This window comes from Flagellimonas sp., from assembly GCF_965222555.1.
GTDB lineage: Bacteria > Bacteroidota > Bacteroidia > Flavobacteriales > Flavobacteriaceae > Flagellimonas.
On sequence record NZ_CBDCUG010000001.1, the window covers coordinates 178,313 to 204,283 of the forward strand.

Sequence of the window (25,971 nt, forward strand, 5' to 3'; positions counted from 1 at the left end):
GCGAATACCTTGGTATTTGTATGGATTTTCGACCGTTCGCGGGCGAAAAGGAATAGCAAGAGGGTAGCGCGCTAAAGCGACGCTACGAGTTTCATTTGCTCCGCAAAGGGTTTTAAATAAGGGGATTAAGAGGTTTTTGAAAAGCATGGGAATTAAAGGGATTTGTTGAAAACCATCGCCTACTATTTGTAAACATTGAAAAAGTTTGTTGAAAAATGCGTGTAAAGAAGAAATACCATTATGAATATCTGGCATTGAACCTAAAGGCTTCGGTGGTCAAACGCTTTCGCGCCTTCTCCAAGAAAATCGCAAAGTCCCAATCCGAAGCCCTGAACAATATGTTGGATTTTTTTGAGTGGCATGGGCTTGATCCTTCTCAGAAGTTTGCCAAAAGTATCCTTCAAGAAATCCTTAAAAATCGAGAGCAAACCAACAAATCCATAAAAAGAAATGAGGCCACCATTGCCATTATCCGAGATATTGAAATCAACCAGACCAAGCCCAACAATGCCATGTTACTTGCGCTTTTTGGGGAGGATGTCAAAAGCAAGAAACCCATCCGAAAAGAAAAAAAACAAACCGAAAAAAAAGCGGGTTCCCCCACTGAAATAGAACTGACCGTTCCCAAGATCCGCTATGACCGACTGACCGAAAAAATGGAGAAAATAAAACAGGATTATGGCCATGTATTGGATAAAGTTTCCCTGGTCAAGGGCAGCTTTGGCAAAGCCTATTTCAAGTTGGAACTCTCCCCATCGGAGCTTGAAAAATTCAAAAGAACATTAAAAAACAGTCCGTAATGCACATCAATATAACTGCACAAAAAATTGGGAAAAACCACCAAACCTACAACAGTAGTGTAACCGATTATGTCAACTATTTGGAGAAGGAAAACGAAGGGAAACACCCAGAACTACAAGAGCATTTCTTTGACCAAAACAATAATAAAGTAAGCCCTGAAACCGTCATTGCTGAAATCGATGGCAACACCAAAAAACTCAAAAAAAGAGACCCGAAGTTTTATTCCATTGTGGTCAGTCCAAGTGCAAAGGAACTCAAACATATCAATAACGACCCTGCCCTACTCCGAAAGTATACACGGGAACTGATGAAGGATTATGCCGCTTCCTTTTATCGGGATAGAGAAGTTACCGTCGATGACCTCAAGTACTATACAAAAATTGAACACGAACGCAGCTTTCGAGGGTTTGAGAAAAAGGTGGAGGAAAACGCCCCCTACCGAAAACAAATAGCAAAACTCAGAAATGACTTGGCAAAAGCAAACCGTGGGGAACTTGATGGAAATGTCAAAAAACTACAGCAGAAAATTGATAAGCTCATGGCCGAAGCTCCTCATAAAATCAATGGGAAACTGGTCGCGGAAGGGATGAAAAAGGAAGGTTTTCAGACCCATGTCCATATCATCGTAAGCCGAAAAGATGTGACCAATACCTATAGCCTTTCCCCTAATTCCCAACACCGAAAGAACACGACCATTCTTAACGGAAAGGAACAGAAACAAGGTTTTGACCGCAACAAATTCTTTGATGCGGCCGAGCAACGATTTGATAAAACTTTTGGGTTTGAACGAAGCTTTATAGATCAATACAGCACTAAAAAATTGTATCGCAAAGACCCCGTAAAGTTCTTTACTATGGTAGCAGGGTTGCCCACAAATGAAAGGGAACTGGCCTTAAAATCCTTGCACAAGTTGAACATTCCAACAAACAAAAAAGGAGTGGCCTTAAAGCTATTTCAAAAGGCAGGATTGCCCGTTTCCAGCATTCCCACCAATAAGGTGCAACTGGCTATAAAGGCCTTCAACAAACTCAAAAAAGGACTCGGCAGAGCGATGGAATCGGGGTCGATAGGTGTTTAATTTAAATAGAATAATATGGAAAATTCAATGGTATTGCTGCTAACTTTATTCATGGGTATCGCCATGGAATTTTTGCTGATTCGTTATCTGAGATACGGCTTTTACCTCACGCTGGTATTGCTAATGCTACTAACAGGTATAGCTTACTATATCCTACCAACAGTTGTATTTTTAAAGTTCATTTTATATGGTTTGACTCCCCTCTTATTTATTGCCATCATCTTATATGTATTTGTGGCCAAGGAAGAAACTACCAACCATACCAATGAAAAATACAGGGCAGTTTTACTGACCAAAGGATACCGTTTGATCCTCGACAATATCCGCCGTGGTATCTCCATTATCGGGTCGGCAGGAAGTGGTAAAACGGAAAGTATTGTCTACAATTTATTTGGACATTTGGCCGCTTATGGGTTTTGTGGGGTAATGCATGATTATAAAAACTTTGAGATCACGGAAATGGCCTATCCCATCTTTAAGGAAACCGACAAGGAGTTCTATATCATCTCCTTTGACCCCATTTACAATAGGGTCAATCCCATTGCTCCCAAATACATTCCTGATGAGGAAAGCGTACACGAAATCTCCCGCGTCCTTTTGGAAAACCTATTGGAACTTAAAGAAAGTGGAAGCACGGGAACCTCCAAATTTTTCAATGATGCCGTAGAAGGATTGATAGGCGGATTGATCTGGAGATTGAAAGTGGACTATCCCGATTATTGTACCATTCCCCATATGATTGCCTTGTACCAACACTTGACTACGGAAGAACTAACGGAGTTTTTAAGTGCCAATACCACCTCAAAAGCCATGGCCGATGCCTTTATCAGCGGTGTGGATTCCGACAGGCAGACCGCAGGGGTGAAAAGTACTTTGGCCAATGCTTTTAAAAAGATAAGTACACAAAAAATATTTATGGTGTTGTCCGCGGATGAAGTGCCCTTGGATGTGAACAATCCTGATCATCCTGCTGTGATCTCAGTGGTCAATGACCCGAAAAAAGAAACGTCATTATCTCCCGTTATTGCCACCATAATCCATTCCATTACCAAGCAAATGAGCGAACGAAATCGATTGTCTTCCTTTCTTTTGATGGAAGAAGCGGCAACCTTGCGCCTACTGAACATGCATCGTATTCCTGCTACGTTAAGGAGTTATGACATTGCAACTATCTATGTCTTACAGGACAAAATCCAAAATGATATGATGTACGGAGATAAGGCAAGCAAGGCCATTCTAAGCAACCTATCTTACCAATTTTTTGGAAAGGCCAATGACCCCGACACCGCCAAATACTACGAACGTTTTTTTGAGATTGTAAAGAAGGAAACGCGCAGTGTAAGCAAAGGGTATTCCCTAAATTTTGATACTAGAGTGACCCAAGGGGAAAAGGAAGTTGCCAAAAGGCGTGCCGATGCTTTTTATGGGTTGCAACAAGGGGAGTTTGTGGTTTTCTTTGATGGAAAGGACAAAAAAGTGCGGTTTAAAATGCCGCAAATTAAAAGGGAATTGCCGAAGCCCATGACTATAGATGTGGATGAATTAAAATCAAATTTTGAAAGGATTCATAGGGAGGCAGCTTCTATTTTTAAATAACAGAAGATTCTTGCTAATTACACAAAAACCTTAGTTTTTTTAAGGTTTTTGTGTAATTATGTTTGGGTAAAAAACCATAACTTACTTGTCTCTCCCATACTATATTTTCACCATTAATATTAACGTACATGATATTGTTGAAATACACAGTAAGAAGGAATAAAAATAAATAAATGTACATATCCAAAGTAACCCTAATTAACTTCAGGAACTTCAAAAACACGCTGTTTGAGTTCAAAAAAGGCATTAACACGATAATTGGAGAAAATGGGTCGGGAAAAACTAACCTATTTAGAGCGATTAGACTTCTCCTAGATGATAATATGTTGAGAATGTCATATAAGCTCAATGAGGGTGATTTCAATAGGCATCTCGGTGATTGGAAAGGTCATTGGATTATTATTAGTGTCGAGTTTGCTGACTTATCACCAGACGAGGCTGTCCAATCTCTTTTTGTGCATGGGGTTGGTAATGTTGAGGATAGTACCGTCGATAGAGCAACATATAATCTCTTCTTCCGCCCAAAAGCAGATATACGATTAAGGCTATCTCAATTAGAGAGAGGAGATACCGAGGGCATGAATGCCATTCTCAGTGAAATTTCTATTGATGACTACGAAACTTACTTTACAGGAAAGAGTAGTGTTGATTTTAATGATGAGAATATATACCAAGAGGTTGTTGGTGATTTTGATGCAGTCCAATTTACCTTTCCAGACGATGCTTCAAAAGTTGGAGTGAGAGTTCCTCATCAACTATCAATCTCAAAAGAAGTTTCGTTCACTTTCATTCAAGCATTAAGGGACGTAGTATCCGATTTTCACAATACCCGAACAAATCCACTGTTAAGTCTGCTGAAGATGAAAAGTGAGGATATAGATGAGGAAGACTACGCTTCAATATCAGATACAGTCAAAGAACTGAATGAGTCTATTGAACAGTTGCCAGATGTCCTAGACGTTTCAAAAAACATCAAAGAAACTATCAAATCAACTGTAGGCGAAACTTACTCTCCTTCGTCACTTACTATCAAATCAAATTTATCAGACGAAGCCAACAAATTACTTCAGTCATTAAAGCTGTTTATAGGAGAGCCAGATGAAGATTATGAGGGGGCAGTTCATGAACTTAGTTTGGGCGGAGCAAACCTCATTTACCTAACGTTAAAACTGTTGGAGTTTAACTATCAAAAAGCAAGAGAGACATTTGCCAATTTCTTATTAATTGAAGAACCTGAAGCGCACATCCATACTCATATTCAAAAAACCTTATTTGATAAGCTGGATTATGGAGATACACAAATAATTTATTCTACCCATTCAAATCAAATTTCTGAGGTTAGCAACCTTTCAAACATTAATGTCTTGAGCAAGAGAAGAAACCACGCCGTTTCTTTTCAGCCCGCACGAGGACTTAATGACGATAAGGTTGAAAAGCTTGAGCGATATCTTGATGCTATTAGAACGAATCTGTTGTTTGCAAAGGGAGTAATGTTAGTTGAAGGGGATGCAGAGGAGTTACTCGTGCCGTTGCTCATAAAAAATGTTCTCGGTGTGAGTCTTGATGAGCTCGGCGTCAGCATCATCAATGTACGCAGCACAGGTTTTGAAAACATAGCAGAAATATTCCATAGCGCCAGAATTCAGAGAAAGTGCGCGATTATTACAGACCTTGATGCTTCAATTATTGATTACACACCACAAGAAGGGGATGGTGAGACTTTAGAAAAATTTAAAAGCAAGTGCAAGAATTCTGAAATTAAGGGTGCTGAGAGAAAAGCTAAACTTGATGAGTTTGTAAGGGAAAATGATTGGCTAGATGTTTTTTATGCAGACCATACCTTCGAAGTAGATTTTTTGATGGCGGGTAATCAATTCGAGGTTGGTAAGACTCTACTTGAGGTATATGAGGATAAACTAACCATAAAACTCGCAAAAGAAGAGCTTGATTCTGGTGATGTTGCAGTTGCAGGGAAAAGGATTTTGACAATGGCTAAAAATAAGGGAAAAGGATGGTTTGCAATTTTGCTTGGAAAATATGTTGACTATAAAACTTACATCCCAGATTATATTGCTGATGCTTTAAATTTCGCAATCCCAAGGTTAGCAAAGACTGTAATCTCTGACATTATTAAATATAGAATAGGGAAGAACATTAAGGATGATGAGTCCCTTAATTTCGATAGAACCAAAGCTGTTTTGGAATCATTTTTGATCAATGAAGCTAATTTGACCGACCTTCTTGATACATTAGAAGGAGACTACGAAGATGATGCAGCCCTAAACTTCCTCAAAGCTATCTAGTTATGTTTGTTTGGACTGAGGATGAACTGAATGAAAAGCAAACGGCTGTTGTCAAGAATGAGGCAAATATTCTTTTGGTCGCGTGCCCAGGAAGCGGTAAGACGAGAACCCTCACTTACAAGGTAGCATATGAGTTAAGCAAACTCGATGATGCTCGCAAGTTCGTAATTGCAATTACCTACACCAATATAGCAGCCGAAGAAATAAAGGAACGTGTTCAACTGTTAGGAGTCGATACTACTCAGCTATGGATTGGTACTATTCATGCCTTTTGTAATGAGTGGATTTTGAAACCATATTTTTCGTTACTGGAAGATTTAAAATTTGGGTTCAGAATAATTAGTGCACATGAATCAGAAGAGCTTCTAGTATCTTTTTGTGAGCCTTACAAAAAACAAAGGGTTACCTCTTGGGATTGTGGACACTATGCAACCATAAATGGTATTCAAACTGAAATTGCTGCTGGAAGTAAGAAACAGTACGTTGATAGAGTACTTGAGGACTATTTTGCTTACCTCAGAGATAATCATGCTGTTAATTATGAACAAATCTTGAGTTACTCCTATGAACTTCTTGTAAAACATCCAATTATTTCAGAAACTCTTTCAAATCTCTTTATCCATATTTTGGTAGATGAATATCAAGATACCAAGGATATTCAGTACCATATTATTGGAAAGATTTATAAAGCAGGAAAAGGAAAAACTATTGGCTTTATCGTTGGCGACCCAAATCAGTGTATCTATAGCAATTTGGGAGGTTATCCAATTTCGCTTGAAAACTTAAATGCAATCTCAGGGATTTCATTTGAGTTGCACCATTTAGAAAATAATTATCGCTCATCACGGAATATTGTTGAATATTTTGATGTATTCAAAACCTATGCTAATACTATTATTCCTTCAAGTAATAATATAGACTATGAAAGTATCATTACGCATGATGAAGCAACGAATGTCGCAGACCTGGTTACCGAAATTGTAAGACTTTTGCAATACAATATCGATGTAAGAAGCGTACACCCTAATGAGATTTGTATAGTTGCTCCGCAGTGGGTTCATCTTGCACCTATCACTCGAAGCCTCATTATCGCTATGCCCGACTATAGTTTTAACGGACCCGGAATGGCTCCTTTCTCAAGGGACTTAGACAACTTTTGGTACAAGCTCTCAAGAATTGTACTGACTGAGCCATCTCCTGACATGTTTGTTCGAAGGTTAAGATGGGCAAACGAGGTAATTGATGATTTAGAATCTTCAGGGTTTAATACCTCTGCATTAAACAGCAAGCAAATCCTGAAAATATGTAATGCAATTGAGCTTGATGAAATAGATGGATTAATGTACCTAGAGCAATTCTTTGTCAAGTTCCTAGAGGCGGTTGGTGTTGAACTTGATGTATACCAAACATTAAAAAGTAGTTTTGACTCATTTTTTGAAAGTTCTAGAAAGAGAATTGATAGAATAAAATCTGAGGGCAATGACTCTATAGAAAATATTGAAAGCTTCAAAAAAGTATTCAAACAGAGAGAAGGTATAACAATCTCGTCAATACATGGAGTCAAAGGAGCAGAATATGATACGGTTATTGCTTTTGGAATACTTCAAGGATACGTCCCTCATTGGTTTGATGATGGTGGAGATATCTCTGCAAAACGCCTACTATATGTACTTTCATCTAGGGCGAGAAAAAATTTGCACATAATTTCTGAACGCGGGAGAACAACAAGGGGTGGCAGTCAATATGCTACTACTCAAGTTTTAAGAGCGAGAACATATTCGTACGATTCTGTAAATTTTAATGGTTAATACAACAATTCAAAATTAGGTTTTTCAATAGTCCAAATGAGCATTAAAAAAAATCAACATTATGTTTGGCGACACTATTTAAAACCTTGGTCAATTGATAGTAAAATATGTTGTAAAAGAAATGATGATGTTTTCAATACATCACTTAAAAATGTAGCAGTTGAAAAGTTATTTTATGAATCCGTACAACTAAAAGAAGAAGAAGAAAATTTTGTTCTAAACATTATGAAAAATTTGGAACCATCTCTTCAAGGGCCTCTTTTAGAATTGTTTAATTTCTATAAATGGACAACCAAGTTTGAAATTACCAGAAAAAATGGAATCGAAGAATTTCATACTAATCTTGAAAAGAAAGGAATTAAATTCCTTAATAATCTATACCTAGAAAACACTTTATTCTTAAACAATCAAAACCATAAAAGAGACTTCTGCAATTATATCGGTGCCCAATATACCAGAACACGAAAAATGAGGGAAAATTTGACTTTAGGGGGTATATTATCAAACTATAGTCTTGATATGAATAGATTATCGAATATCATGCACTTAATTTTTATTGTAGTAATCGGTAATTGGTTATTCTCAAGAGGAAAAATAGAATTTCTTAAAGTATCCGGGGATTTAAATCTGATTACAGCGGACCAACCTATAATTAATACGAAAGGAACAATCGATTTGAATGAAACGCCAGAAGAATTTGAGCTTTATTATCCGTTAACACCAAAATTGGCCCTTTATTTAAGCGAAGAAAATGAAGGAATTAGGCATTTGAATAACATAGAAATTAAAGAATTTAATAGTCTTATAAAGACGCATCATTATAAACAGTTATTCGCCTTAGGAGTGGGCGACATTTAACAAACACATAGCACTTTAGCCCGTTAGAATTCTTTTAGAAACAAAAGCAGTTGATTAAGTGGTAGACAGAATTGTATTTTATTCAAAAGGAGATATGGCATCAAACCATTCACTGATAAAAGCGGAGAAAATCCTAGACAATTACAGGTCTGATAAGGAGTTTTCAATTAATGATCTTTTGGAAATCTACAATATCCAATTACATTTTGACAATAATCTTTTCTTGGCTAAATGGAGTGAGAATGACAAGGAATCTTACAATAAAATCCTGAAAAACAATTGGAATTTACTAAAAAGACGACTTGTCAAAATCAATGATAAAAACATTGAAGAAACCCTATCAGGTCTTGAATACCAATACCGTAAAAATTTTTGGGAACTTATTAACCAATTTAGATGCTATGAAAACATCTCAGATATTGGTTTAAGTAAAGTCCTATCTAAACATCCACGACATATTGACTTCATTCTTCCTCAAAAAAATATTGTCTACAAATTCGATAAGGTTATCAAAGACTTTCTATTGACCTATGAAGAGTCAGCCGAAATCTTGTTGACACAATTCGAGGAGAAAAAATCGGATAAGGAACGTTCGTCCTACCATTTCCCAAAGAGTTTGAATCTCAAGGACAAAGAAGCTATTATTAGCGACTATCTTGACCACGAGCAAGCCAATCTAAATTACATTAGATTGGTTGAAAACTCTAAAGATTCCGATAAATTGAGATTATCGGGAAAAACCAGGTTGAAGGCCAAGAAACGATCCCAAGAAATAAACAATGAAATATTCGAGAAGGGCCATGCCTGGAGTGAACGCGTTCAAGTCGGACTTCGTGAAGACCAAGAGGAGCCAGTAAAATTTAACCGCGAACATGACTTATTCGAGGCCATTTATAGCACGAAGTTCTTGGACAGCATTGAAGATGATATTGAATTGTTTAGTATGTTCAGGCACCTATTTAGATACCTTGACGAGACTTCTGTGATTACCTTGGTCAGTAAAAGAAGTGAACTGAATGTTTTTGAACGAATCTCTTTAAAATCAAAAAATGAATATGCGAAGGGGGAAGTATTCTCACGAAAGGAATATCTCTCATTTCTTCAATTGCATATTCTCAATGCCTACTTGGAAACCAAGGACCGTAAAGTAGAAGATTTGATAAATTCATTCATAATACACCTAAACAATCTAATTGATACATGTGAATTCGTTTTTAAAATAAGGGATTCAGAAGCTTCCTATTTAGAACGTATACGAACGGTTCTGCCAGACTTGGATTTTTTGCTACGACAATACCAGAATTTGGCCGAAGATGGTACCATTGATCTAGAGTTGATACAGGAAAGCTCCAAGCCTATTGCATTAGAACAAATTAAAAGTCAATCCAATAAAAAGTACGTGTATTCTGAGGACAATCTGATTTTACAACTGAAGCACTTATTCTTCTCGGATCAGAGCCATCTGTTCTACACAGATAAATACAAGAGCAAATACAACAACCTATTTGATTTATTGACCAAAGAAAAAGTCCTTCTAGATGATTTTGCAAATTTCCAAAAAGACATCATACAAAATTTGATTCGAGATGGTTATTTGAGTATTGATGAGAGCAAGAATGTTGTAATTGAAAGCATTGCCTTAATATACATCATAAGGGAACTGAATCGAAATGAAATGATAAACTACTGGCATTATCCCAGATTCATCCGAGAGAAATTAGATGAAATGATACAAGAAGGGAATTTGTTTTTTGAAAATACATTATTCACAAAAGAAGAAAAAAGATATTTAAACTATTACCTCAATAAAAGAGAATGCACAAATGGCTATGATTTGAGGAATAGATACCTCCATGGAACTAACACATTATCTGAAGATAAGCAAAAACAAGACTACTACCTCCTCTTGAAGGTGATTGTGCTCATCTTGCTAAAAATTGAAGATGATATAAGAATAAGCTAGAAATTAAAGGAGAGTTGTAATCGGTCATTTTACATTATCGCAAAGAAATGATGTTTCTATTTATTCGATAAGCTGTCGAATAATAAAAAGTGCAATTCGACAGGGTATAGTTTTTTTTCAATTATTAATCAATTTATAATTTAGTCCTTTAAAAGCTTTAAAATGATAAATGGCAAACTATTTGAGCCCTCGAACTACCTTTTCAAAGTTGATTACTTCAAAAAAGGAAAGCCAAAAGGGAAAAGAGGTAACGAAACCTATGCAGATACATATAGAGAAGTTCTTTATGAATTTTTACTAAAGGAACTTTGTGAAAAAGTACATGGTCATGACTGGTGGAACATGGCTTTAGAAGATAAAGATATCATCTGTCATAAGGAAAGTAATGTATCAGCATATTATACAGTAATCTTTAAAGAGTTTGGCAAAGTATTATGCGAATACGAAGTAGAAATGGAGGTTATCGGATGTCATAAAAACATTGCCAACAACCCTGAGACATCTCCAATTAGAAGAATAGAAAATAGTTAAGTTCAATTGCCTAATCTTTTTAGAATAAAAAAGACTATCGTTGAGTTTCATTATAACAATAGTCTTCTTTAGACATGATTTAACCTTCAAAATAAAACTACACTTGAATAATCACCTCAATTTTCCTCAAACCTCCTTTAACAGGCTTTCTGAAAGATTTTTTAATTATCCGCAAAGTATTTAAGCTTATCATGCAATTTCCCTATTGCCGTTTATTACCTCCTGTAGCTTGCTCATATCATCTCTTAACTTCTTTTCCACCACATTGGCGTAAATCTGTGTGGTAGAAAGCTTAGCGTGTCCCAATAGTTTGGATACCGTTGCAATGGGCACTCCATTAGAAAGAGTCACCGTTGTTGCAAATGTATGTCTAGCGATATGACAGGTTACCTTGATATCAATTTCACAGAGAGAAGCAATCTCTTTCAAATAGTTATTCATTTTTTGATTAGAGCAAACGGGCAGTAACCGTTCCGAATCCTCAAAACCTTTATACTTGTTCAAAAGCATTTTTGCCCTATCCAAAAGAGGGATTTTTACAGGTTCATCACTTTTTTCTCGGTATAAGGATAACCACATATTGCCATCAATTCCCATTACCAGGTTTTGACTTGTAAGCATCTTTACATCTATATAGGATAACCCTGTATAGCAACAGAAGATAAACACATCCCTGACACGGGCAAGTTTTAGATTCTTTAATTCTATGGTTTCAAAAGAATCCAATTGTTTCTTGGTCAAGAACCCATTTTTGAATTTGGTATAGCTCAATTGGTATTTTTCAAAAGGATGTTTTGCAATCCATCCTAACTTTTCAGCAAATCCCATAAGCTTATTGAGACGCTCAATATGCTTCATTATCCCATTGTTTTTAAGGGGTTGTGCCCTACTCAAGTGGTTTTTAGGGTTTCGCAAGTATAATTCAAAATCGACCACAAAACTATACTGGATATATTCCAGAGGTATGTCGGTGGCCTTAAATTTTTTGATTAAAAAATTCTGCAAATAGGTTTCAGTGGTACTATAGTTTTTTAAGGTCCCTGGAGCCAATTTAAACCTGTTCTTATCAAAATGGTACTTGGATAGTCCCAACAAGGTTTCGTTACTGTGGTCCGTTCCTAGATACCTTGCTTTAACCGCTTGAGCGGTAACAAACCTTCCTTCCTTTTTTAATTGCTTGTAACAATCGGTAAGATCTGTGTAGATGCCATCCAAATCTTCATTTAAGATACGGGCCTCTCTGGTCTTGCCATTGGCGCGGTTCATTTTTCCGTTCCACGCATCCATTGGAAATAATATTCCCAAACTCATTTCTGCCCTTTTTCCATCTACGGTAATTCTGGCATAAAGTGGTGCGCTATCGCCTTTCTTTTTGGCAAGGTTTTGCCAAAAGAGAATAGTGAATGTTTTTGAAGTTTTCATGTTCTTTCGTTTTAGGTAACCGAATAAATTCCATTAACGAAAGTTAAATCACGTCGAAAGCCTTGCTCTCACTAAGAAGTTACAAAAAAATAGGTAACCGAATAGGTAACCGAATAGGTCACTTTTTAAACAAAAAAATAGCTAACCAAATGAAATCAAAAAAAATTAAATTCTTGATTATCATAAAGTTAGCTATTACATGATACCATATAAAATGGTTTCGTCGGGGTGGCAGGATTCGAACCTGCGACCTCCTGCTCCCAAAGCAGGCGCGATAACCGGGCTACGCTACACCCCGAAAATGGTCTAATGTTAAAAGAAAAAGCGGAGAGACCGGGACTCGAACCCGGGCAGCACTTACGCGCTGACAGATTAGCAATCTGCTCCGTTACCACTCCGGCACCTCTCCTAACATTTTATTATGAACGTGCACTCTAAAAATGCGGATGCAAATGTACCTTTTCATCCGATAGATCGCAACTATTTTTTCATTTTTTTAAACCAAAAAGTTTTGCAGCCTATTACTCAGGGTATTCCACCCGCAAGTGGTAAATATTGGTCAATTTTTGCTTCAACACCTTTTTTACCATTTCAACTTCTTTTAAAGTGATGTTGGCATTCAAAAACTGATTGGCCTGCATCTGCCCCTTTACAATCTTTTCCACAAACTCATCAATGATCAGAAAGGTGGGGTTCTTTAAACTTTTTGAAGCGGCTTCAACGGCATCGGCCATCATCAAGATTGCAGTTTCTTTAGAAAATGGAATCGGACCAGGATACCTAAAATCCTTATCATCAACTTCCGCTTCCAACTCCTGTTGCTTTTTGTAAAAGTAAAAGACCAAGGTAGTACCATGGTGAGTACGAAGAAAATCGATTATCCGATCTGGAAGATTGTTCTTTCTCGCAATCTCTATTCCGTGTATTACATGATCAATAATAATCTTAGCACTCTCTTTTGGAGGCAAATCATCATGTGGGTTAACATTGGTAATCTGATTTTCGGTAAAATAGGTGGGTCTGTCCATCTTCCCAATATCATGATACAGTGCCCCAACCCTTACCAACATGGCATTGGCCCCTATCTCATTAGCTGCGGCTTCGGCCAAATTGGCCACTTGAAGGGAATGGTGAAAAGTACCAGGTGCCTTATCCGACAATTCCTTTAGTAATTTTGAATTGGTATCTGAAAGCTCCAACAATGAAACATCAGAAACCAACCCAAATATTTTTTCATACATATAGATCAAGGGCTGGGCAAAAAGCGTAAGAAGGCCGTTAAGAATAAAAATCCCAAACAGTATCCATTCAATATTCTCCAGATTACCCTCATGAATGGCATGAAACGCAAAGTATCCAATAATGTATATCAACGTAATCTGACCAACAGAAATAAAGAGATTTGCCCGTTTGTACAGTTCAGACGCCGTTAATATGGTCACTATTCCGGCAATAATCTGCAAAAAGATATACTCAAAACTATTGGGCACCACAAATCCAAGAATAAGAACTGTCAGAACATGAACAAAAAGCCCTAATCTGGCGTCAAAAAAGTTTTTAAGAATCAAGGGTAGAATACAAAGCGGAACTACATAAACATAACTCTCATTGTTCTTAACCATAAGTGTGGTGGCCAAGACCATAAGCAGAATGTTCACAAAAATGAAAGTGACCTTATTGTTGTTTTTGAATATCTCGTTCCGATATCTTTTTAAGAACAGAAACAACATAATTAAAACCAAGGCCACCAAAATGGTATAACCTAAAAGGATAAAATAATAATTATTGCCCCTCCATAATTCTGATTCATATTCTTCTTTAAGTGAATTTAGAATCTTAAAATTTTCGGCTTCAACCACCTCGCCCTTGGCTATGATCAACCTACCTTCTGAAACATTTCCTCTAGTAAAAGAAACCTTGGAAAGCTCTTCTTCCAAAGCTTTTTCAGTTAGAGCTTCATTAAAGAAAATGTTGGCCTCCAATGTTTGGCCAATAAGGTTTTCCAATGTTGTTCTTGCTGGTGTTGATTTATCGGCAAGAATAGTGGATACTCTCTGTTTTGCCTTTTGAATATCAATAAAACTGTTTGTATTTAATGATCTGGCCTCATTGTTCTTTACCACCAAAACAGAGTTTGATGATGGTAAATCCTGAAAAATTCCCAGTTCGTAAATACTGTCAATCACTTCTAAACCAGTGCTTAATATTGCTCTTTGCTGGGAAGCGGTGTATACATTGGAAGTAAAGAGTCCTCTTAATTCCTCTTCTACACTTTTTTCAACATTGGTGGGAATAGTTTCGTCAAAGGTGTAATAGTCAGCTTTGTTATCTCGCAACGACCTTTGTTCATCAGCTATCTCATCAGCTGTTTTTTTTATGGAAAAATCTATAGGGGCGTACAAATTTTCATACTGCCATGGCTTTCCTTTTTGAAATTCATATTTGAACTTTCCTCCTTTTGGAAAGAAAAATACAATTAGTCCGACTGTTACAAAATAGAGGAAATATTTGTAGGCAAGTGATTGGTTCTTATAGACATTATCCAGAGTTTTTCCCATTCTATTACTGTTAACATCAAAAATAGAAAATATAAATAAGACAACGGAGACCGTTTTACACGCAATGGCTTTGCATTTAATTTTAGTATTTTCGCATCAGTAAAAAAGCATATATGAATAAAGTAGTTATTGTTTCTGCCGCAAGGACGCCCATTGGTAGTTTTATGGGCGCATTGTCAAGTGTTCCCGCACCTAAATTAGGCTCTGTTGCCATAAAGGGAGCATTGGAAAAAATAGGTTTAAAACCTGAGCAAGTGGAAGAGGTTTTAATGGGCAATGTTGTGCAAGCCGGAACGGGTCAAGCGCCAGCCAGACAAGCTGCGATATATGCAGGAATACCTGATTCTGTCCCGTGCACAACAGTAAACAAGGTCTGTGCCTCTGGAATGAAAGCTATAATGCAAGCGGCCCAATCTATTGCTTTGGGAGAAAATTCAATCATGATTGCTGGGGGCATGGAAAATATGAGTCTTATTCCCCATTATGCATATATGCGGAGCGGGCATAAATTTGGCCCTGCCACATTGGTAGATGGGATGCAAAAGGATGGATTGGTAGATGTGTATGATCAAAATGCCATGGGTGTATGTGCTGATGCTTGTGCCGTTGAACATGATTTTAGTAGGGAGGACCAAGATGCTTTTGCCATTCAATCTTATAAAAGATCGGCTGCCGCCTGGAAAGCAGGAAAGTTTGCCAACGAAGTGGTTCCAGTAGAAGTCCCACAACGTAGAGGTGAACCCATACTTGTCAGTGAGGATGAGGAATATAAAAACGTGAAAATGGAAAAAATTCCTGCTTTACGACCTGCATTCACCAAAGAGGGTACCGTTACGGCCGCAAATGCCTCTACAATCAATGATGGAGCTGCCGCAGTAGTATTAATGAGCGAGGAAAAAGCCAAAGAGTTGAACCTAACCCCTCTAGCAACAATAAAGGGATATGCCGATGCCGCCCATGAACCCAAATGGTTCACCACGGCTCCGGCAAAGGCATTGCCAAAAGCATTGGACAGAGCAGGAGTATCTATAGATGATATTGATTTCTTTGAGTTCAACGAAGCGTTTTCCGTTGTTGGGTTGGCCAATATGAAACTTTTGGGGCTTCAGGATTCCAATGTAAATGTAAACGGTGGAGCTGTTTCTTTGGGCCATCCTTTGGGCTGCTCAGGTGCCAGGGTTACCATTACACTGCTTAACGTACTTGAACAGAATAATTCAAAATTAGGTGCCGCGGCTATCTGTAATGGCGGTGGAGGTGCATCGGCAATTGTTCTTGAAAGAAATTAACTCATTCTAGCTCCTTTGTAGATGCAATATGGTATTTGCCATCTAAGTATTGTTCCTATTAGAACACATCCCGATGATAGCACCGAAATGGTATCCCAGCTATTATATGGCGAGTATTTTAAAGTTCTGGAAAGTAGAAAAAAATGGAGCAGAATCCGTGTTAGCTATGACAATTATGAAGGTTGGGTTGCCAACAACCAAATCACATTGATTGAAGAGAGCATATTCCAGGGATTAAACGGTACAACCGATGATAGTTTTTCGGCGGATATTGTTTCGCATGTTTGCGGTGAAGGAGAAATGCTACTTCCCATTCTTTTAGGCTCGGTAATTTCTACAACTGAAATACTCAATCACTCTTTTGAGGGGGATTCGATAAAAGGACAAAGCCCAAAATCAAACTTGGTGGACACCTCTTTGTTGTATCTAAAAGCTCCATATCTATATGGTGGGAAAACTCCTTTTGGAATAGACTGTTCAGGATTTACCCAAATGGTCTATAAGATAAATGGTTATAAGCTAAAGCGAGATGCCGAGCAACAATCAAAACAGGGAGAAGCTCTAAGTTTTATTGAAGAAAGCGAGCCCGGTGACTTGGCTTTTTTTGATAATACTGAAGGCATCATTGACCATGTAGGCATTATTTTAAAGGACAATTACATTATACATGTCCATGGGCACGTGCGCATAGATCGTTTGGACCACACGGGTATCTTTAATTCCGAAAAAAAGATGTACACCCATAAGCTAAGGGTCATAAAGAAAATCGTGTAATAAAAAAGCCCCAATTTAAATTGGGGCTTTTTTATTGTTTTGGAAAACTTATTATTATTCTCCCAACAATTTTTTGATGCGCATGAAGTTATCAGTGTCTCCCAAAGCACCATAAATGTTCTTCAATTGAGATAAAACTCCTTGGTTATCTGGATTGGATTTTAATGCTTCTTCAAGTATTTTAGCCCCTTCTAGGAACAAATCATCTTTTTGCTGTTTTAGCTCATCATATCTGGCAATATCCTTTTTAGAGCTTCCCAAATTATTCATTTCATCAATAAGGCCATTTCCTTCATTCACATAAGTGGTTGATAGGTTCAAAAGCGCATTGATATAACCAGGATCTACTGCCAAAGTTTTTCTATATGCATCCCTCGCTTCTTCTAAATTTCCTTGCTCCATATTGATTACACCAATGTTATAAAGCAAATCTGCATTGTCAGGAGCCATTGCCGACGCTTCCGACATCAAATTCTTAAACTTGTCTTTGTCTCCCATTGCGTAATGTAAATTAGCTTCTCCCAATACAAGGTTTACGTCATTGGGATCTACCGATCTGGCATCAGAATAAGCTGCCAAAGCTTTGTCATTATCGCCAAGTTGTTGATAAATAAGCGCTATGTTTTTAACTATTTCAGCAGTTTTTGACGGTGTTTTCTCATCAGTGGGGTCCTTATGGGTTCCTGCTTTCACATAAAGATCTCTCGTATTCTGATCCATCGTCTCTACTTCTCCTGTCTCAATATTTACTGCAGAATAGTTAACCCCACTTCCATCATATCCAATTTCTTTAAGCTCATTGTAATAGGTAAGTGCTTTCTCATAATGTTGACCGTTTACAGCACTACTAGCAGCATAGTACAAGTAGAGCGTATCTGTTGGGCTCAACTTATAACCCATATATAATTTTTCCGCTGCGGCATCAAACTTTTTATTATTGTTATCCTCAACAGCTGCATTGACCAAATCAGCAGTTATCTGAGCTAATTTTTGCCTTGCAACGGTGGTGTACTTTTCCTTTCCACTTGCCTCTTCTACAGAAATGACTTTGTTATAGGCATCAATTGCTGTTTGAAAAGCTGATGCATCACCTTTTTTAGCTAAATCGGAATAAACGTTTCCTTTTACTGCATAATACTGAGCTTGTACTCTGGCATCAGCAGCATCAATTAAAGACACGGCTCCCTCCAAAGAAGTCTTTGCACTCTCTGCATCTCCTACTTTTAGTGCCTTTTCTGCAGCCTTGATTTCATTTTTTTGAGAGAAACCCAAAGTTGAAATCCCGATTGCAAGTAGTATTAAAATTTTAGTTTTCATTTTTAATTTAATTATTAGTGTTTATATATTATTCTTTAGTGTCGTCAGTACTCTTATCAATTGCTGTGCCATCTTCTCCATTAACCTCAATATCAAGGATATCCGCTTCCTCAACAGCATTTTCATCTTTCATCACTTTTGCCACAGCTGCTATGGAATCCTTATCCTTTAAATTGATAAGCCTAACACCTTGGGTTGCCCTACCCATAACGCGTAGGTCCTCAACCCCCATACGAATGGCAATCCCAGATTTGTTAATAATCATAAGGTCATCGGTATCCGAAACATTTTTAATGGCTACAAGACCACCCGTCTTATCAGTAATAGAAATGGTTTTAACTCCTTTACCTCCTCTATTGGTGACCCTGTAATCATCTATAGTGGAACGTTTCCCATAACCGTTTTCAGATACTACCAAAATATCATCTTCAAAATTATGGACTGATACCATTCCAATAACCTCATCTTTGTCACTGGCCAAAGTTATACCGCGAACCCCGGAAGCATTTCTTCCCATGGGTCTGGTCTTGCTTTCTTCAAAACGAATGGCCTTTCCAGATTTTAGACCTAGGAAAATCTGACTTGTACCAGTAGTTAACTTAGCTTCTAGCAACTCATCTTCATCTTTAATTGTAATGGCATTGATACCATTTTGTCTTGGTCTTGAATATTGTTCCAAAGAGGTTTTCTTAACGGTTCCCTTTTTGGTGGCCATAATAACGTAGTGGCTGTTCACATAATCCTCGTCCTTAAGGTCTTGGGTACAGATAAACGCCTTGACCTTATCTTCCTGTTCAATATTTATCAAGTTTTGGATGGCTCTTCCTTTGGACGTTCTACTACCTTCCGGAATTTCATAGACACGCATCCAGAAACATTTTCCTTTTTGGGTAAAGAACAGCATATATTGATGGTTGGTTCCTACAAAAAGATGTTCCAAGAAATCCTCATTTCTTGTGGATGAGGCCTTTTGACCTACTCCACCCCTATTTTGAGTTTTGTACTCAGTTAAAGGGGTTCTTTTGATATAACCAGCATGAGAAATTGTAATAACAACCTGCTCGTCCGGAATCATATCTTCAATACTAAGGTCTCCACCGGCAAAGTTGATTTCTGACCTACGCGCATCGCCGTACTTATCTTTTACCTCTTCAAGTTCGTCCTTGATAATCTGCATTCTACGCTCTTTCTTATCAAGGATATCTTTTAAATCTTCAATGGTTTTTAACAATTCATCATACTCCTCACGTAATTTGTCTTGCTCCAGTCCGGTAAGCTGACGTAAGCGCATCTCTACAATGGCCTTCGCTTGAATCTCAGTAAGCTTGAAACGCTCCATCAAACTATTTCGGGCTTCTTCTACATTGGAAGACCCTCTGATAATAGCAATAACTTCATCAATATTGTCCGAAGCGATAATAAGCCCTTCTAAAATATGTGCGCGGTCCTCAGCCTTTTTAAGCTCAAATTTGGTTCTACGGACCACAACCTCATGCCTGTGCTCTACGAAGTAGTGAATAATCTCCTTAAGATTGAGTAATTGAGGCCTTCCATTCACCAAGGCAATATTGTTGACACTAAAGGAAGACTGAAGTGCAGTATACTTATAAAGCATATTGAGCACTATATTGGGAATAGCATCACGTTTAAGGATATAAACTATCCGCATTCCCTTTCTATCAGATTCATCCCTAATAGCAGAAATGCCCTCAATCTTCTTGTCGTTGATAAGGTCGGCGGTTTTCTTTATCATATCCGCCTTATTGACCTGATAAGGTATCTCAGTAACAATAATGCATTCTCTTCCTTGGACCTCTTCAAAAGTTGCCTTACCACGCATAACTACCCTACCTCGTCCTGTATGGAAAGCTTCTTTTACCCCATCATAACCATATATGATCCCTCCCGTGGGAAAATCAGGAGCTTTAATATGGGTGATCAGTTCATCAATCTCAATGTCATTATTATCTATATAGGCTACCGTACCATCCACTACCTCAGAAAGATTATGTGGTGGCATATTAGTGGCCATACCTACTGCAATACCTGAAGCTCCGTTCACCAACAAGGCAGGTACACGGGTGGGGAGAACCGTAGGTTCTTTTAAAGAATCATCAAAATTTAATTGATGGTCAACCGTATCCTTATCAATATCAGCCAACATGTCATCGGCGATCTTGCGCATTCTTGCTTCGGTATAACGCATTGCCGCAGGGCTATCGCCATCTACCGAACCAAAGTTTCCTTGCCCATCTACCAGCATATACCTCAAACTCCATTCTTGAGCCATACGTACCATTGCATCATAAACCGAGGTATCTCCATGCGGGTGATATTTACCCAATACTTCCCCTACAATACGAGCGGACTTCTTGTGCGCACTGGTGGATCTAACACCAAGTTCGTGCATGCCAAAAAGCACCCTTCTATGCACTGGTTTAAGGCCGTCCCTAACGTCTGGCAGGGCACGTGACACAATGACCGACATTGAATAATCAATGTAGGCAGATTTCATCTCATCTTCAATGTTGATAGGAATTAACTTTTCTCCTTCAGCCATGCTAAAATCTTGTTGTTTTTTGTGGTTAAAATATCATGCCAATATACGCAAAATCACACCTTTCAAAACGATTCCCAGTGACTTTATTAAAAAAATTATCAACAGTATTGCTCTTAACCTCAAAATGAACATAAAGCTTTGTTAAACCTTGTAAAAAGTCTACTTTATTTCGACTTTTACTACTAGTTTATCGAATATGGGTACGGTATTTGACTACGGTAAGGATACTTTTATTAATTTTAATTGCTGAAAAGGAAACGTATGGATGATAATTTTTCCCCAAGAGTAAAAGACGTAATAGCATATAGCAAGGAGGAGGCCCTGAGGTTAGGGCATGATTTTATTGGAACGGAACACTTAATGCTTGGTCTTTTGCGAGATGGTAATGGTAAAGCCATTAACATTCTAGATGCCCTGGACGTTGATTTGGACCACTTGAGAAGAAAGGTCGAAATCCTTAGCCCAGCAAATCCAAACACCGGAACTATCCAAAAAGATAAAAAGAACCTGCACCTAACGAGGCAGGCTGAGCGTGCTCTAAAAACTACATTTTTGGAAGCAAAGCTTTTTCAGAGTTCTTCCATCAATACAGCACATTTACTGCTTTGTATACTTAGAAATGAAAATGACCCTACCACTAAATTATTGCACAAGCTTAAGGTGGACTACGATAATGTAAAGGAACAGTTCAAATCCATGATTACCAGCGATGATGATTATTTGGACACGCCACAGGCTGAATCGTTCCCTAGTGACCCTGATGATGTAGGGGATTCCAAGGAAAGTACTTTTGGTTCAAGCTCTTCCCAAAAGGGAACCAAAAAGTCCAAGACTCCAGTGTTGGACAACTTTGGGCGCGACTTGACCAGATTGGCAGAAGAAAACAAGCTGGATCCTGTAGTGGGAAGGGAAAAAGAGATAGAGCGTGTTTCCCAAATACTTAGTAGAAGAAAAAAGAACAACCCTTTGTTGATTGGAGAGCCCGGTGTGGGTAAAAGTGCCATCGCCGAGGGTCTAGCACTCAGAATTATCAACAAAAAGGTTTCCAGAATACTTTATAATAAACGTGTGGTCACGCTTGATCTTGCTTCTTTGGTTGCTGGAACCAAATATAGAGGCCAGTTTGAAGAGCGAATGAAGGCGGTGATGAATGAGTTGGAAAAAAATGACGATATCATCCTCTTCATTGATGAAATACACACTATAGTCGGTGCAGGTGGCGCCACGGGAAGTTTGGATGCCTCCAATATGTTTAAACCCGCGTTGGCTAGAGGCGAAATTCAATGTATTGGTGCAACCACGTTGGACGAATACCGTCAGTATATTGAGAAGGACGGTGCATTGGAAAGACGTTTTCAGAAGGTAATGGTTGAACCAACTACGGTTGAGGAAACTATTGAAATATTGATGAACATCAAAGGGAAGTATGAGGATCACCATAATGTGAATTATACGGATGATGCCATCCTTGCTTGTGTCAAATTGACAAATAGGTACATGACAGACCGATTTTTACCGGACAAGGCCATAGATGCTTTGGATGAGGCCGGTTCTCGTGTTCATATTGTAAACATGGACGTACCAAAACAAATCTTGGAACTGGAAAATCAGTTGGAAGATGTTCGCGAGCTTAAAAATAGCGTGGTAAAAAAGCAGAAGTATGAAGAAGCTGCGAAGCTTCGCGATGATGAAAAACGCTTGGAAAAAGAATTGGCCTCTGCTCAGGAAAGATGGGAAGAAGAGAGCAAACTGCATAGAGAAACTGTCTCGGAGGATAACGTAGCCGACGTGGTTTCCATGATGAGTGGAATCCCTGTTAATCGAATTGCACAGACGGAGAGCAACAAATTGGCGGAGCTTCCTGAACTGATCAAAGGTTTTGTGATCGGGCAGGATGAAGCTGTAGCCAAAGTGGCCAAGGCCATTCAACGTAACCGTGCAGGACTCAAAGATCCCAACAAGCCTATTGGTTCCTTTATTTTCTTGGGACAAACAGGTGTAGGAAAGACACAGTTGGCCAAAATTCTCGCCAAAGAGCTTTTTGACTCGGAAGATGCCCTTATTAGAATTGATATGAGCGAATACATGGAAAAATTCGCCATTTCACGTTTGGTAGGTGCACCTCCAGGGTACGTGGGCTATGAAGAAGGTGGACAATTGACGGAAAAGGTAAGACGTAAACCCTACTCCGTAATTCTTTTGGACGAGGTGGAAAAAGCACATCCTGATGTGTTCAATATGTTACTCCAAGTTCTGGATGATGGATTTCTTACGGATAGTTTGGGTCGAAAAATCGACTTTAGAAATACAATTATCATCATGACCTCAAACATTGGGGCCAGACAGTTGAAAGATTTTGGACAAGGTGTTGGTTTTGGTACTGCTGCCAAGAAAGCACAAGCGGACAGTCACCAAAAAAGTGTGATTGAAAATGCACTCAAGAAAGCATTCGCTCCAGAATTCTTGAATAGAATAGACGATGTTATCGTCTTTAATCCTCTGGAAAGAGAGGATATCCATAAAATTATTGATATAGAGCTGAACAAGCTCTTTAAAAGAATCAAGGACATTGGATATGACCTCAGCCTTTCCAAAAAGGCCAAGGATTATATTGCTGATAAAGGGTTTGACAAGCAATATGGTGCAAGACCTTTAAAAAGAGCAATTCAGAAATACATTGAAGATGCTCTTGCTGAGGAAATAGTCAATTCCAAATTGGATGAGGGAGACAGTATCTTTATGGACTTGGATGCCAAAAAAGAAGAACTCACTATAAAAATCAAAAAATCGGAAAAGTCGCCCAAGGCAGACTAAAATTGATAGAACCATATTTAATAGAGCCGGCGGTTGCCGGCTTTTTTTTGCCTTGGTTTTACCGTACAAACGATATTTAAGCTTTTAATCTATTATTTTTCCGCCTTTCTCCCCTTCCCCATAATTTCGGCCTTAGAGACACTATAATTATTTGGGGATGAGAATTGCTTCTACGAAGAAAGCTATCGTTGTACGCGAATATCAGTTGGATATTGGAAATGTTCAGGTTTATGACGACTATATGGTATCCACCTTTGAAGAAGGGGCCACTGTTACACTAGAAAGAGCTTATCAGATTATCGGTATTTCCGAAATACATTTCAGGGACAAGGACTTTGGTTACATTAGCCTTCGTAAAAATTCGTATGCGGTAGATCCCACCATTTACAATTACTTAAGAGGACTGCCTAACCTAAAAGCCTTTGCCATCGTTTCCAAAAAGGAAATCGATATGCACAACTTCAAAATAGAAAAGCTTTTCTATAAAAAGAATATGGAGTTCTTTATTGAATATGACAACGCATTGGCCTGGGTTAAAAAAAGACTCAAAAAGAAGAAAAAGAAGGATAAAATTTAGGTTTCTTCTTTATTTTCTGCTGACGAGGGTGGTCTCAACAGTTCCAAATAAGCCTTTCCAATATTTTCTATTATACCCGAAGCTTTCAGAGCTTCATAACCTGTGTTTGAAGCTCCAATATCACCGGCCATTCCATGCAGGTAAACTCCAAAAACAGCAGCATTTAGAGAAGAATATCCTTGGGCCATCAACCCAGTTATCATCCCTGTAAGCACATCGCCACTGCCAGCAGTTGCCATCCCTGGATTTCCAGTTGTATTTACATATCCCTTGTCCTTATATACCGTAATGGTGTGAGCTCCCTTAATGACCAAAATACAATCATGCTTCTCAGAAAATTGCTTCGTTTTCTTCAGTTTCTCAAAATCATCCCCCCATTCACCTATCAAACGCTGCAATTCTTTAGGATGTGGCGTAAGTACTGATTGTCTAGGCACCCTTTCCATTAGTTCCGGTTTTTTGGCCAGAATATTTATTCCATCTGCATCAATCACTAAAGGAATGTTCATCTTTTTCAAAAAAGCACCAAATGCCTTGATTGTTTCATCTTTTGTCCCCATACCCATGCCAATCCCAACGGCTGAAGGTTCAAAAGGAATATCAATTTTCGTGAGACTTTCATCTTCATCATTGGATAAGACCATGATCTCGGGAATTGCCGTTTGCAGGGATTGATAACCACATTCAGGCACTACAGCGGTAACCAAGCCGCTTCCCACAGACAAGCAAGCATTACTTGCCAACTGAACCGCCCCTATTTTTCCATAACTGCCCCCAATAATCACCGAATGCCCATAGGTACCCTTATGGGAAAATTTGAGTCGAGGTCGGTACATAGGCAAAACCTCGGGTCTGCCTATAAGATGGTAATCAGTCTCCGTTTCTCCCAAAAAGCTCGTATCCAATCCTATATCCAAAACTTCCCATTGGTTCACATATATGCCCGTTTCCGGCAGGAAGAAAACCAGTTTAGGAACCTGAAAGCTCAATACATAACTCGAAGCAATCACATGTTCTGGAGTAGATGGCATTCTATCTGTGGGCAATCCTGAGGGAATATCTACGGACAACACAAATGCTGAGGAAGCATTTATATGCTTAATTAAATTTCCTACCCAAGAATCAGGAGGCCTGTTCAGTCCTATGCCAAAAATGGCATCAACTACAATATCATTTGGCGTTATCTCTGGAAAATTACAATCCTGATTTATGAACTGGGGCCAAATTTTTCTATCCTTTAACCGTTCCAAATTCAAAAGAAAGTCCTTGGAACGCTTTTCACTGTAATTTACAACATGTACCTGTACATTATATCCATGCTCTACCAGATGGCGTGCGAGTGCGATTCCATCCCCTCCATTATTACCAATGCCACAAAACAATTGAATGTTTACCTGTGCCCCTTGTAGGCGGGAATGCATCCACTCAAATATCTTGGTAGCAGCTCTTTCCATGAGTTCATCACTGGTAATTTGCTGTTTATCAATTGTGAATTTATCAGCTTCATAGATTTGAGCGGCAGTAAAAATTTTCATTCAACAAGAAAAATTCGTTATTAATATAGATTTGATAAAAATTTTAGAATCGTTTGACGAAGTTCTCAAAAGTACTACTTTTGAGCCTCATTACTTGATGATGCAATTTAAACAAACGGATATTAAACCTTTATTGATGGAAACCATTTCATCTACCATTACTGTGATTACTATCACCCCTTTGGGG

General features: G+C 38.3%; 17 protein-coding genes and 2 tRNA genes. 12 read left to right on the top strand and 7 right to left on the bottom strand.

Annotated features, from left to right (window positions below):
* Positions 1–215: 215 nt before the first annotated feature.
* The 8 genes from ACOQO1_RS00710 (at position 216) to ACOQO1_RS00745 (ending at position 10,938) form a co-directional block, all read left to right on the top strand.
* Positions 216–800 carry a BfmA/BtgA family mobilization protein gene (locus ACOQO1_RS00710; RefSeq protein ID WP_420600951.1) on the top strand — a complete coding sequence of 195 codons (585 nt, stop codon included), beginning with the start codon at positions 216–218 and terminating at the stop codon, positions 798–800.
* Positions 800–1,879, top strand: coding sequence for a MobB family relaxase (gene mobB, locus ACOQO1_RS00715; RefSeq protein WP_420600952.1), 1,080 nt, complete (start codon positions 800–802; stop codon positions 1,877–1,879). The genes ACOQO1_RS00710 and mobB overlap by 1 nt, the downstream gene beginning before the upstream one ends.
* Positions 1,880–1,894: 15 nt before the next feature.
* The gene (locus ACOQO1_RS00720) at positions 1,895–3,475 is read left to right on the top strand and encodes a type IV secretory system conjugative DNA transfer family protein (RefSeq protein WP_420600953.1); all 1,581 of its coding nucleotides are present in this window, start codon (positions 1,895–1,897) and stop codon (positions 3,473–3,475) included.
* Between the two features lie 173 nt (positions 3,476–3,648).
* Positions 3,649–5,778, top strand: a complete 2,130-nt coding sequence (locus tag ACOQO1_RS00725) for an ATP-dependent nuclease (protein WP_420600954.1) — start codon at positions 3,649–3,651, stop codon at positions 5,776–5,778.
* 2 nt (positions 5,779–5,780) lie between these two features.
* Complete coding sequence (locus ACOQO1_RS00730) at positions 5,781–7,586, top strand: UvrD-helicase domain-containing protein (protein WP_420600955.1); 1,806 nt, start codon at positions 5,781–5,783, stop codon at positions 7,584–7,586.
* 36 nt (positions 7,587–7,622) lie between these two features.
* Positions 7,623–8,444: a DUF4238 domain-containing protein gene (locus tag ACOQO1_RS00735; protein ID WP_420600956.1), complete on the top strand. Its 822-nt coding sequence runs from the start codon at positions 7,623–7,625 to the stop codon at positions 8,442–8,444.
* Between the two features lie 94 nt (positions 8,445–8,538).
* Complete coding sequence (locus ACOQO1_RS00740) at positions 8,539–10,407, top strand: hypothetical protein (RefSeq protein ID WP_420600957.1); 1,869 nt, start codon at positions 8,539–8,541, stop codon at positions 10,405–10,407.
* A gap of 162 nt (positions 10,408–10,569) precedes the next feature.
* Entirely contained in the window at positions 10,570–10,938 is a 369-nt protein-coding gene (locus ACOQO1_RS00745) for a hypothetical protein (RefSeq protein WP_420600958.1), read from the top strand.
* Between the two features lie 189 nt (positions 10,939–11,127).
* Here the strand turns inward: ACOQO1_RS00745 and ACOQO1_RS00750 are convergent, their stop codons facing one another.
* From ACOQO1_RS00750 to ACOQO1_RS00765, 4 genes are all read right to left on the bottom strand, one after another.
* Positions 11,128–12,360, bottom strand: coding sequence for a site-specific integrase (locus ACOQO1_RS00750; RefSeq protein WP_420600959.1), 1,233 nt, complete (start codon positions 12,358–12,360; stop codon positions 11,128–11,130).
* A 223-nt stretch (positions 12,361–12,583) separates the two neighbouring features.
* Positions 12,584–12,658: transfer RNA gene (locus ACOQO1_RS00755), tRNA-Pro, on the bottom strand.
* A 27-nt stretch (positions 12,659–12,685) separates the two neighbouring features.
* Positions 12,686–12,769 (bottom strand) — tRNA-Ser (locus ACOQO1_RS00760).
* A 112-nt stretch (positions 12,770–12,881) separates the two neighbouring features.
* Complete coding sequence (locus tag ACOQO1_RS00765; protein WP_420600960.1) at positions 12,882–14,918, bottom strand: HD family phosphohydrolase; 2,037 nt, start codon at positions 14,916–14,918, stop codon at positions 12,882–12,884.
* A 113-nt stretch (positions 14,919–15,031) separates the two neighbouring features.
* Here ACOQO1_RS00765 and ACOQO1_RS00770 point away from each other — a divergent pair, with 113 nt between their 5' ends.
* Positions 15,032–16,207 carry an acetyl-CoA C-acyltransferase gene (locus ACOQO1_RS00770; RefSeq protein ID WP_420600961.1) on the top strand — a complete coding sequence of 392 codons (1,176 nt, stop codon included), beginning with the start codon at positions 15,032–15,034 and terminating at the stop codon, positions 16,205–16,207.
* Positions 16,208–16,228: 21 nt separating this feature from the next.
* The gene (locus ACOQO1_RS00775; protein ID WP_420600962.1) at positions 16,229–16,981 is read left to right on the top strand and encodes an NlpC/P60 family protein; all 753 of its coding nucleotides are present in this window, start codon (positions 16,229–16,231) and stop codon (positions 16,979–16,981) included.
* 54 nt (positions 16,982–17,035) lie between these two features.
* Here ACOQO1_RS00775 and ACOQO1_RS00780 read toward each other — a convergent pair whose 3' ends face one another.
* Together ACOQO1_RS00780 and gyrA are read right to left on the bottom strand one after the other, a co-directional pair.
* The gene (locus ACOQO1_RS00780; RefSeq protein ID WP_420600963.1) at positions 17,036–18,298 is read right to left on the bottom strand and encodes a tetratricopeptide repeat protein; all 1,263 of its coding nucleotides are present in this window, start codon (positions 18,296–18,298) and stop codon (positions 17,036–17,038) included.
* A 28-nt stretch (positions 18,299–18,326) separates the two neighbouring features.
* Complete coding sequence (gene gyrA, locus ACOQO1_RS00785) at positions 18,327–20,858, bottom strand: DNA gyrase subunit A (RefSeq protein WP_420600964.1); 2,532 nt, start codon at positions 20,856–20,858, stop codon at positions 18,327–18,329.
* A 261-nt stretch (positions 20,859–21,119) separates the two neighbouring features.
* Between gyrA and ACOQO1_RS00790 the strand changes: the two genes are divergently transcribed.
* A complete protein-coding gene (locus ACOQO1_RS00790) occupies positions 21,120–23,672 on the top strand; it encodes an ATP-dependent Clp protease ATP-binding subunit (RefSeq protein ID WP_420600965.1) in 2,553 nt (850 codons plus the stop codon).
* 157 nt (positions 23,673–23,829) lie between these two features.
* Positions 23,830–24,249 carry an STAS/SEC14 domain-containing protein gene (locus ACOQO1_RS00795; protein ID WP_420600966.1) on the top strand — a complete coding sequence of 140 codons (420 nt, stop codon included), beginning with the start codon at positions 23,830–23,832 and terminating at the stop codon, positions 24,247–24,249.
* Here the strand turns inward: ACOQO1_RS00795 and ACOQO1_RS00800 are convergent.
* Positions 24,246–25,784, bottom strand: a complete 1,539-nt coding sequence (locus ACOQO1_RS00800) for an NAD(P)H-hydrate dehydratase (protein WP_420600967.1) — start codon at positions 25,782–25,784, stop codon at positions 24,246–24,248. The genes ACOQO1_RS00795 and ACOQO1_RS00800 overlap by 4 nt on opposite strands.
* Between the last annotated feature and the right edge of the window lie 187 nt (positions 25,785–25,971).

Coding starts and splice junctions, on each gene's coding strand:
- ACOQO1_RS00710 (WP_420600951.1), top strand. CDS start 216: ATGCGTGTAAAGAAGAAATACCATTATGAATATCTGGCATTGAACCTA.
- mobB (WP_420600952.1), top strand. CDS start 800: ATGCACATCAATATAACTGCACAAAAAATTGGGAAAAACCACCAAACC.
- ACOQO1_RS00720 (WP_420600953.1), top strand. CDS start 1,895: ATGGAAAATTCAATGGTATTGCTGCTAACTTTATTCATGGGTATCGCC.
- ACOQO1_RS00725 (WP_420600954.1), top strand. CDS start 3,649: ATGTACATATCCAAAGTAACCCTAATTAACTTCAGGAACTTCAAAAAC.
- ACOQO1_RS00730 (WP_420600955.1), top strand. CDS start 5,781: ATGTTTGTTTGGACTGAGGATGAACTGAATGAAAAGCAAACGGCTGTT.
- ACOQO1_RS00735 (WP_420600956.1), top strand. CDS start 7,623: ATGAGCATTAAAAAAAATCAACATTATGTTTGGCGACACTATTTAAAA.
- ACOQO1_RS00740 (WP_420600957.1), top strand. CDS start 8,539: ATGGCATCAAACCATTCACTGATAAAAGCGGAGAAAATCCTAGACAAT.
- ACOQO1_RS00745 (WP_420600958.1), top strand. CDS start 10,570: ATGATAAATGGCAAACTATTTGAGCCCTCGAACTACCTTTTCAAAGTT.
- ACOQO1_RS00750 (WP_420600959.1), bottom strand. CDS start 12,360: ATGAAAACTTCAAAAACATTCACTATTCTCTTTTGGCAAAACCTTGCC.
- ACOQO1_RS00765 (WP_420600960.1), bottom strand. CDS start 14,918: ATGGGAAAAACTCTGGATAATGTCTATAAGAACCAATCACTTGCCTAC.
- ACOQO1_RS00770 (WP_420600961.1), top strand. CDS start 15,032: ATGAATAAAGTAGTTATTGTTTCTGCCGCAAGGACGCCCATTGGTAGT.
- ACOQO1_RS00775 (WP_420600962.1), top strand. CDS start 16,229: ATGCAATATGGTATTTGCCATCTAAGTATTGTTCCTATTAGAACACAT.
- ACOQO1_RS00780 (WP_420600963.1), bottom strand. CDS start 18,298: ATGAAAACTAAAATTTTAATACTACTTGCAATCGGGATTTCAACTTTG.
- gyrA (WP_420600964.1), bottom strand. CDS start 20,858: ATGGCTGAAGGAGAAAAGTTAATTCCTATCAACATTGAAGATGAGATG.
- ACOQO1_RS00790 (WP_420600965.1), top strand. CDS start 21,120: ATGGATGATAATTTTTCCCCAAGAGTAAAAGACGTAATAGCATATAGC.
- ACOQO1_RS00795 (WP_420600966.1), top strand. CDS start 23,830: ATGAGAATTGCTTCTACGAAGAAAGCTATCGTTGTACGCGAATATCAG.
- ACOQO1_RS00800 (WP_420600967.1), bottom strand. CDS start 25,784: ATGAAAATTTTTACTGCCGCTCAAATCTATGAAGCTGATAAATTCACA.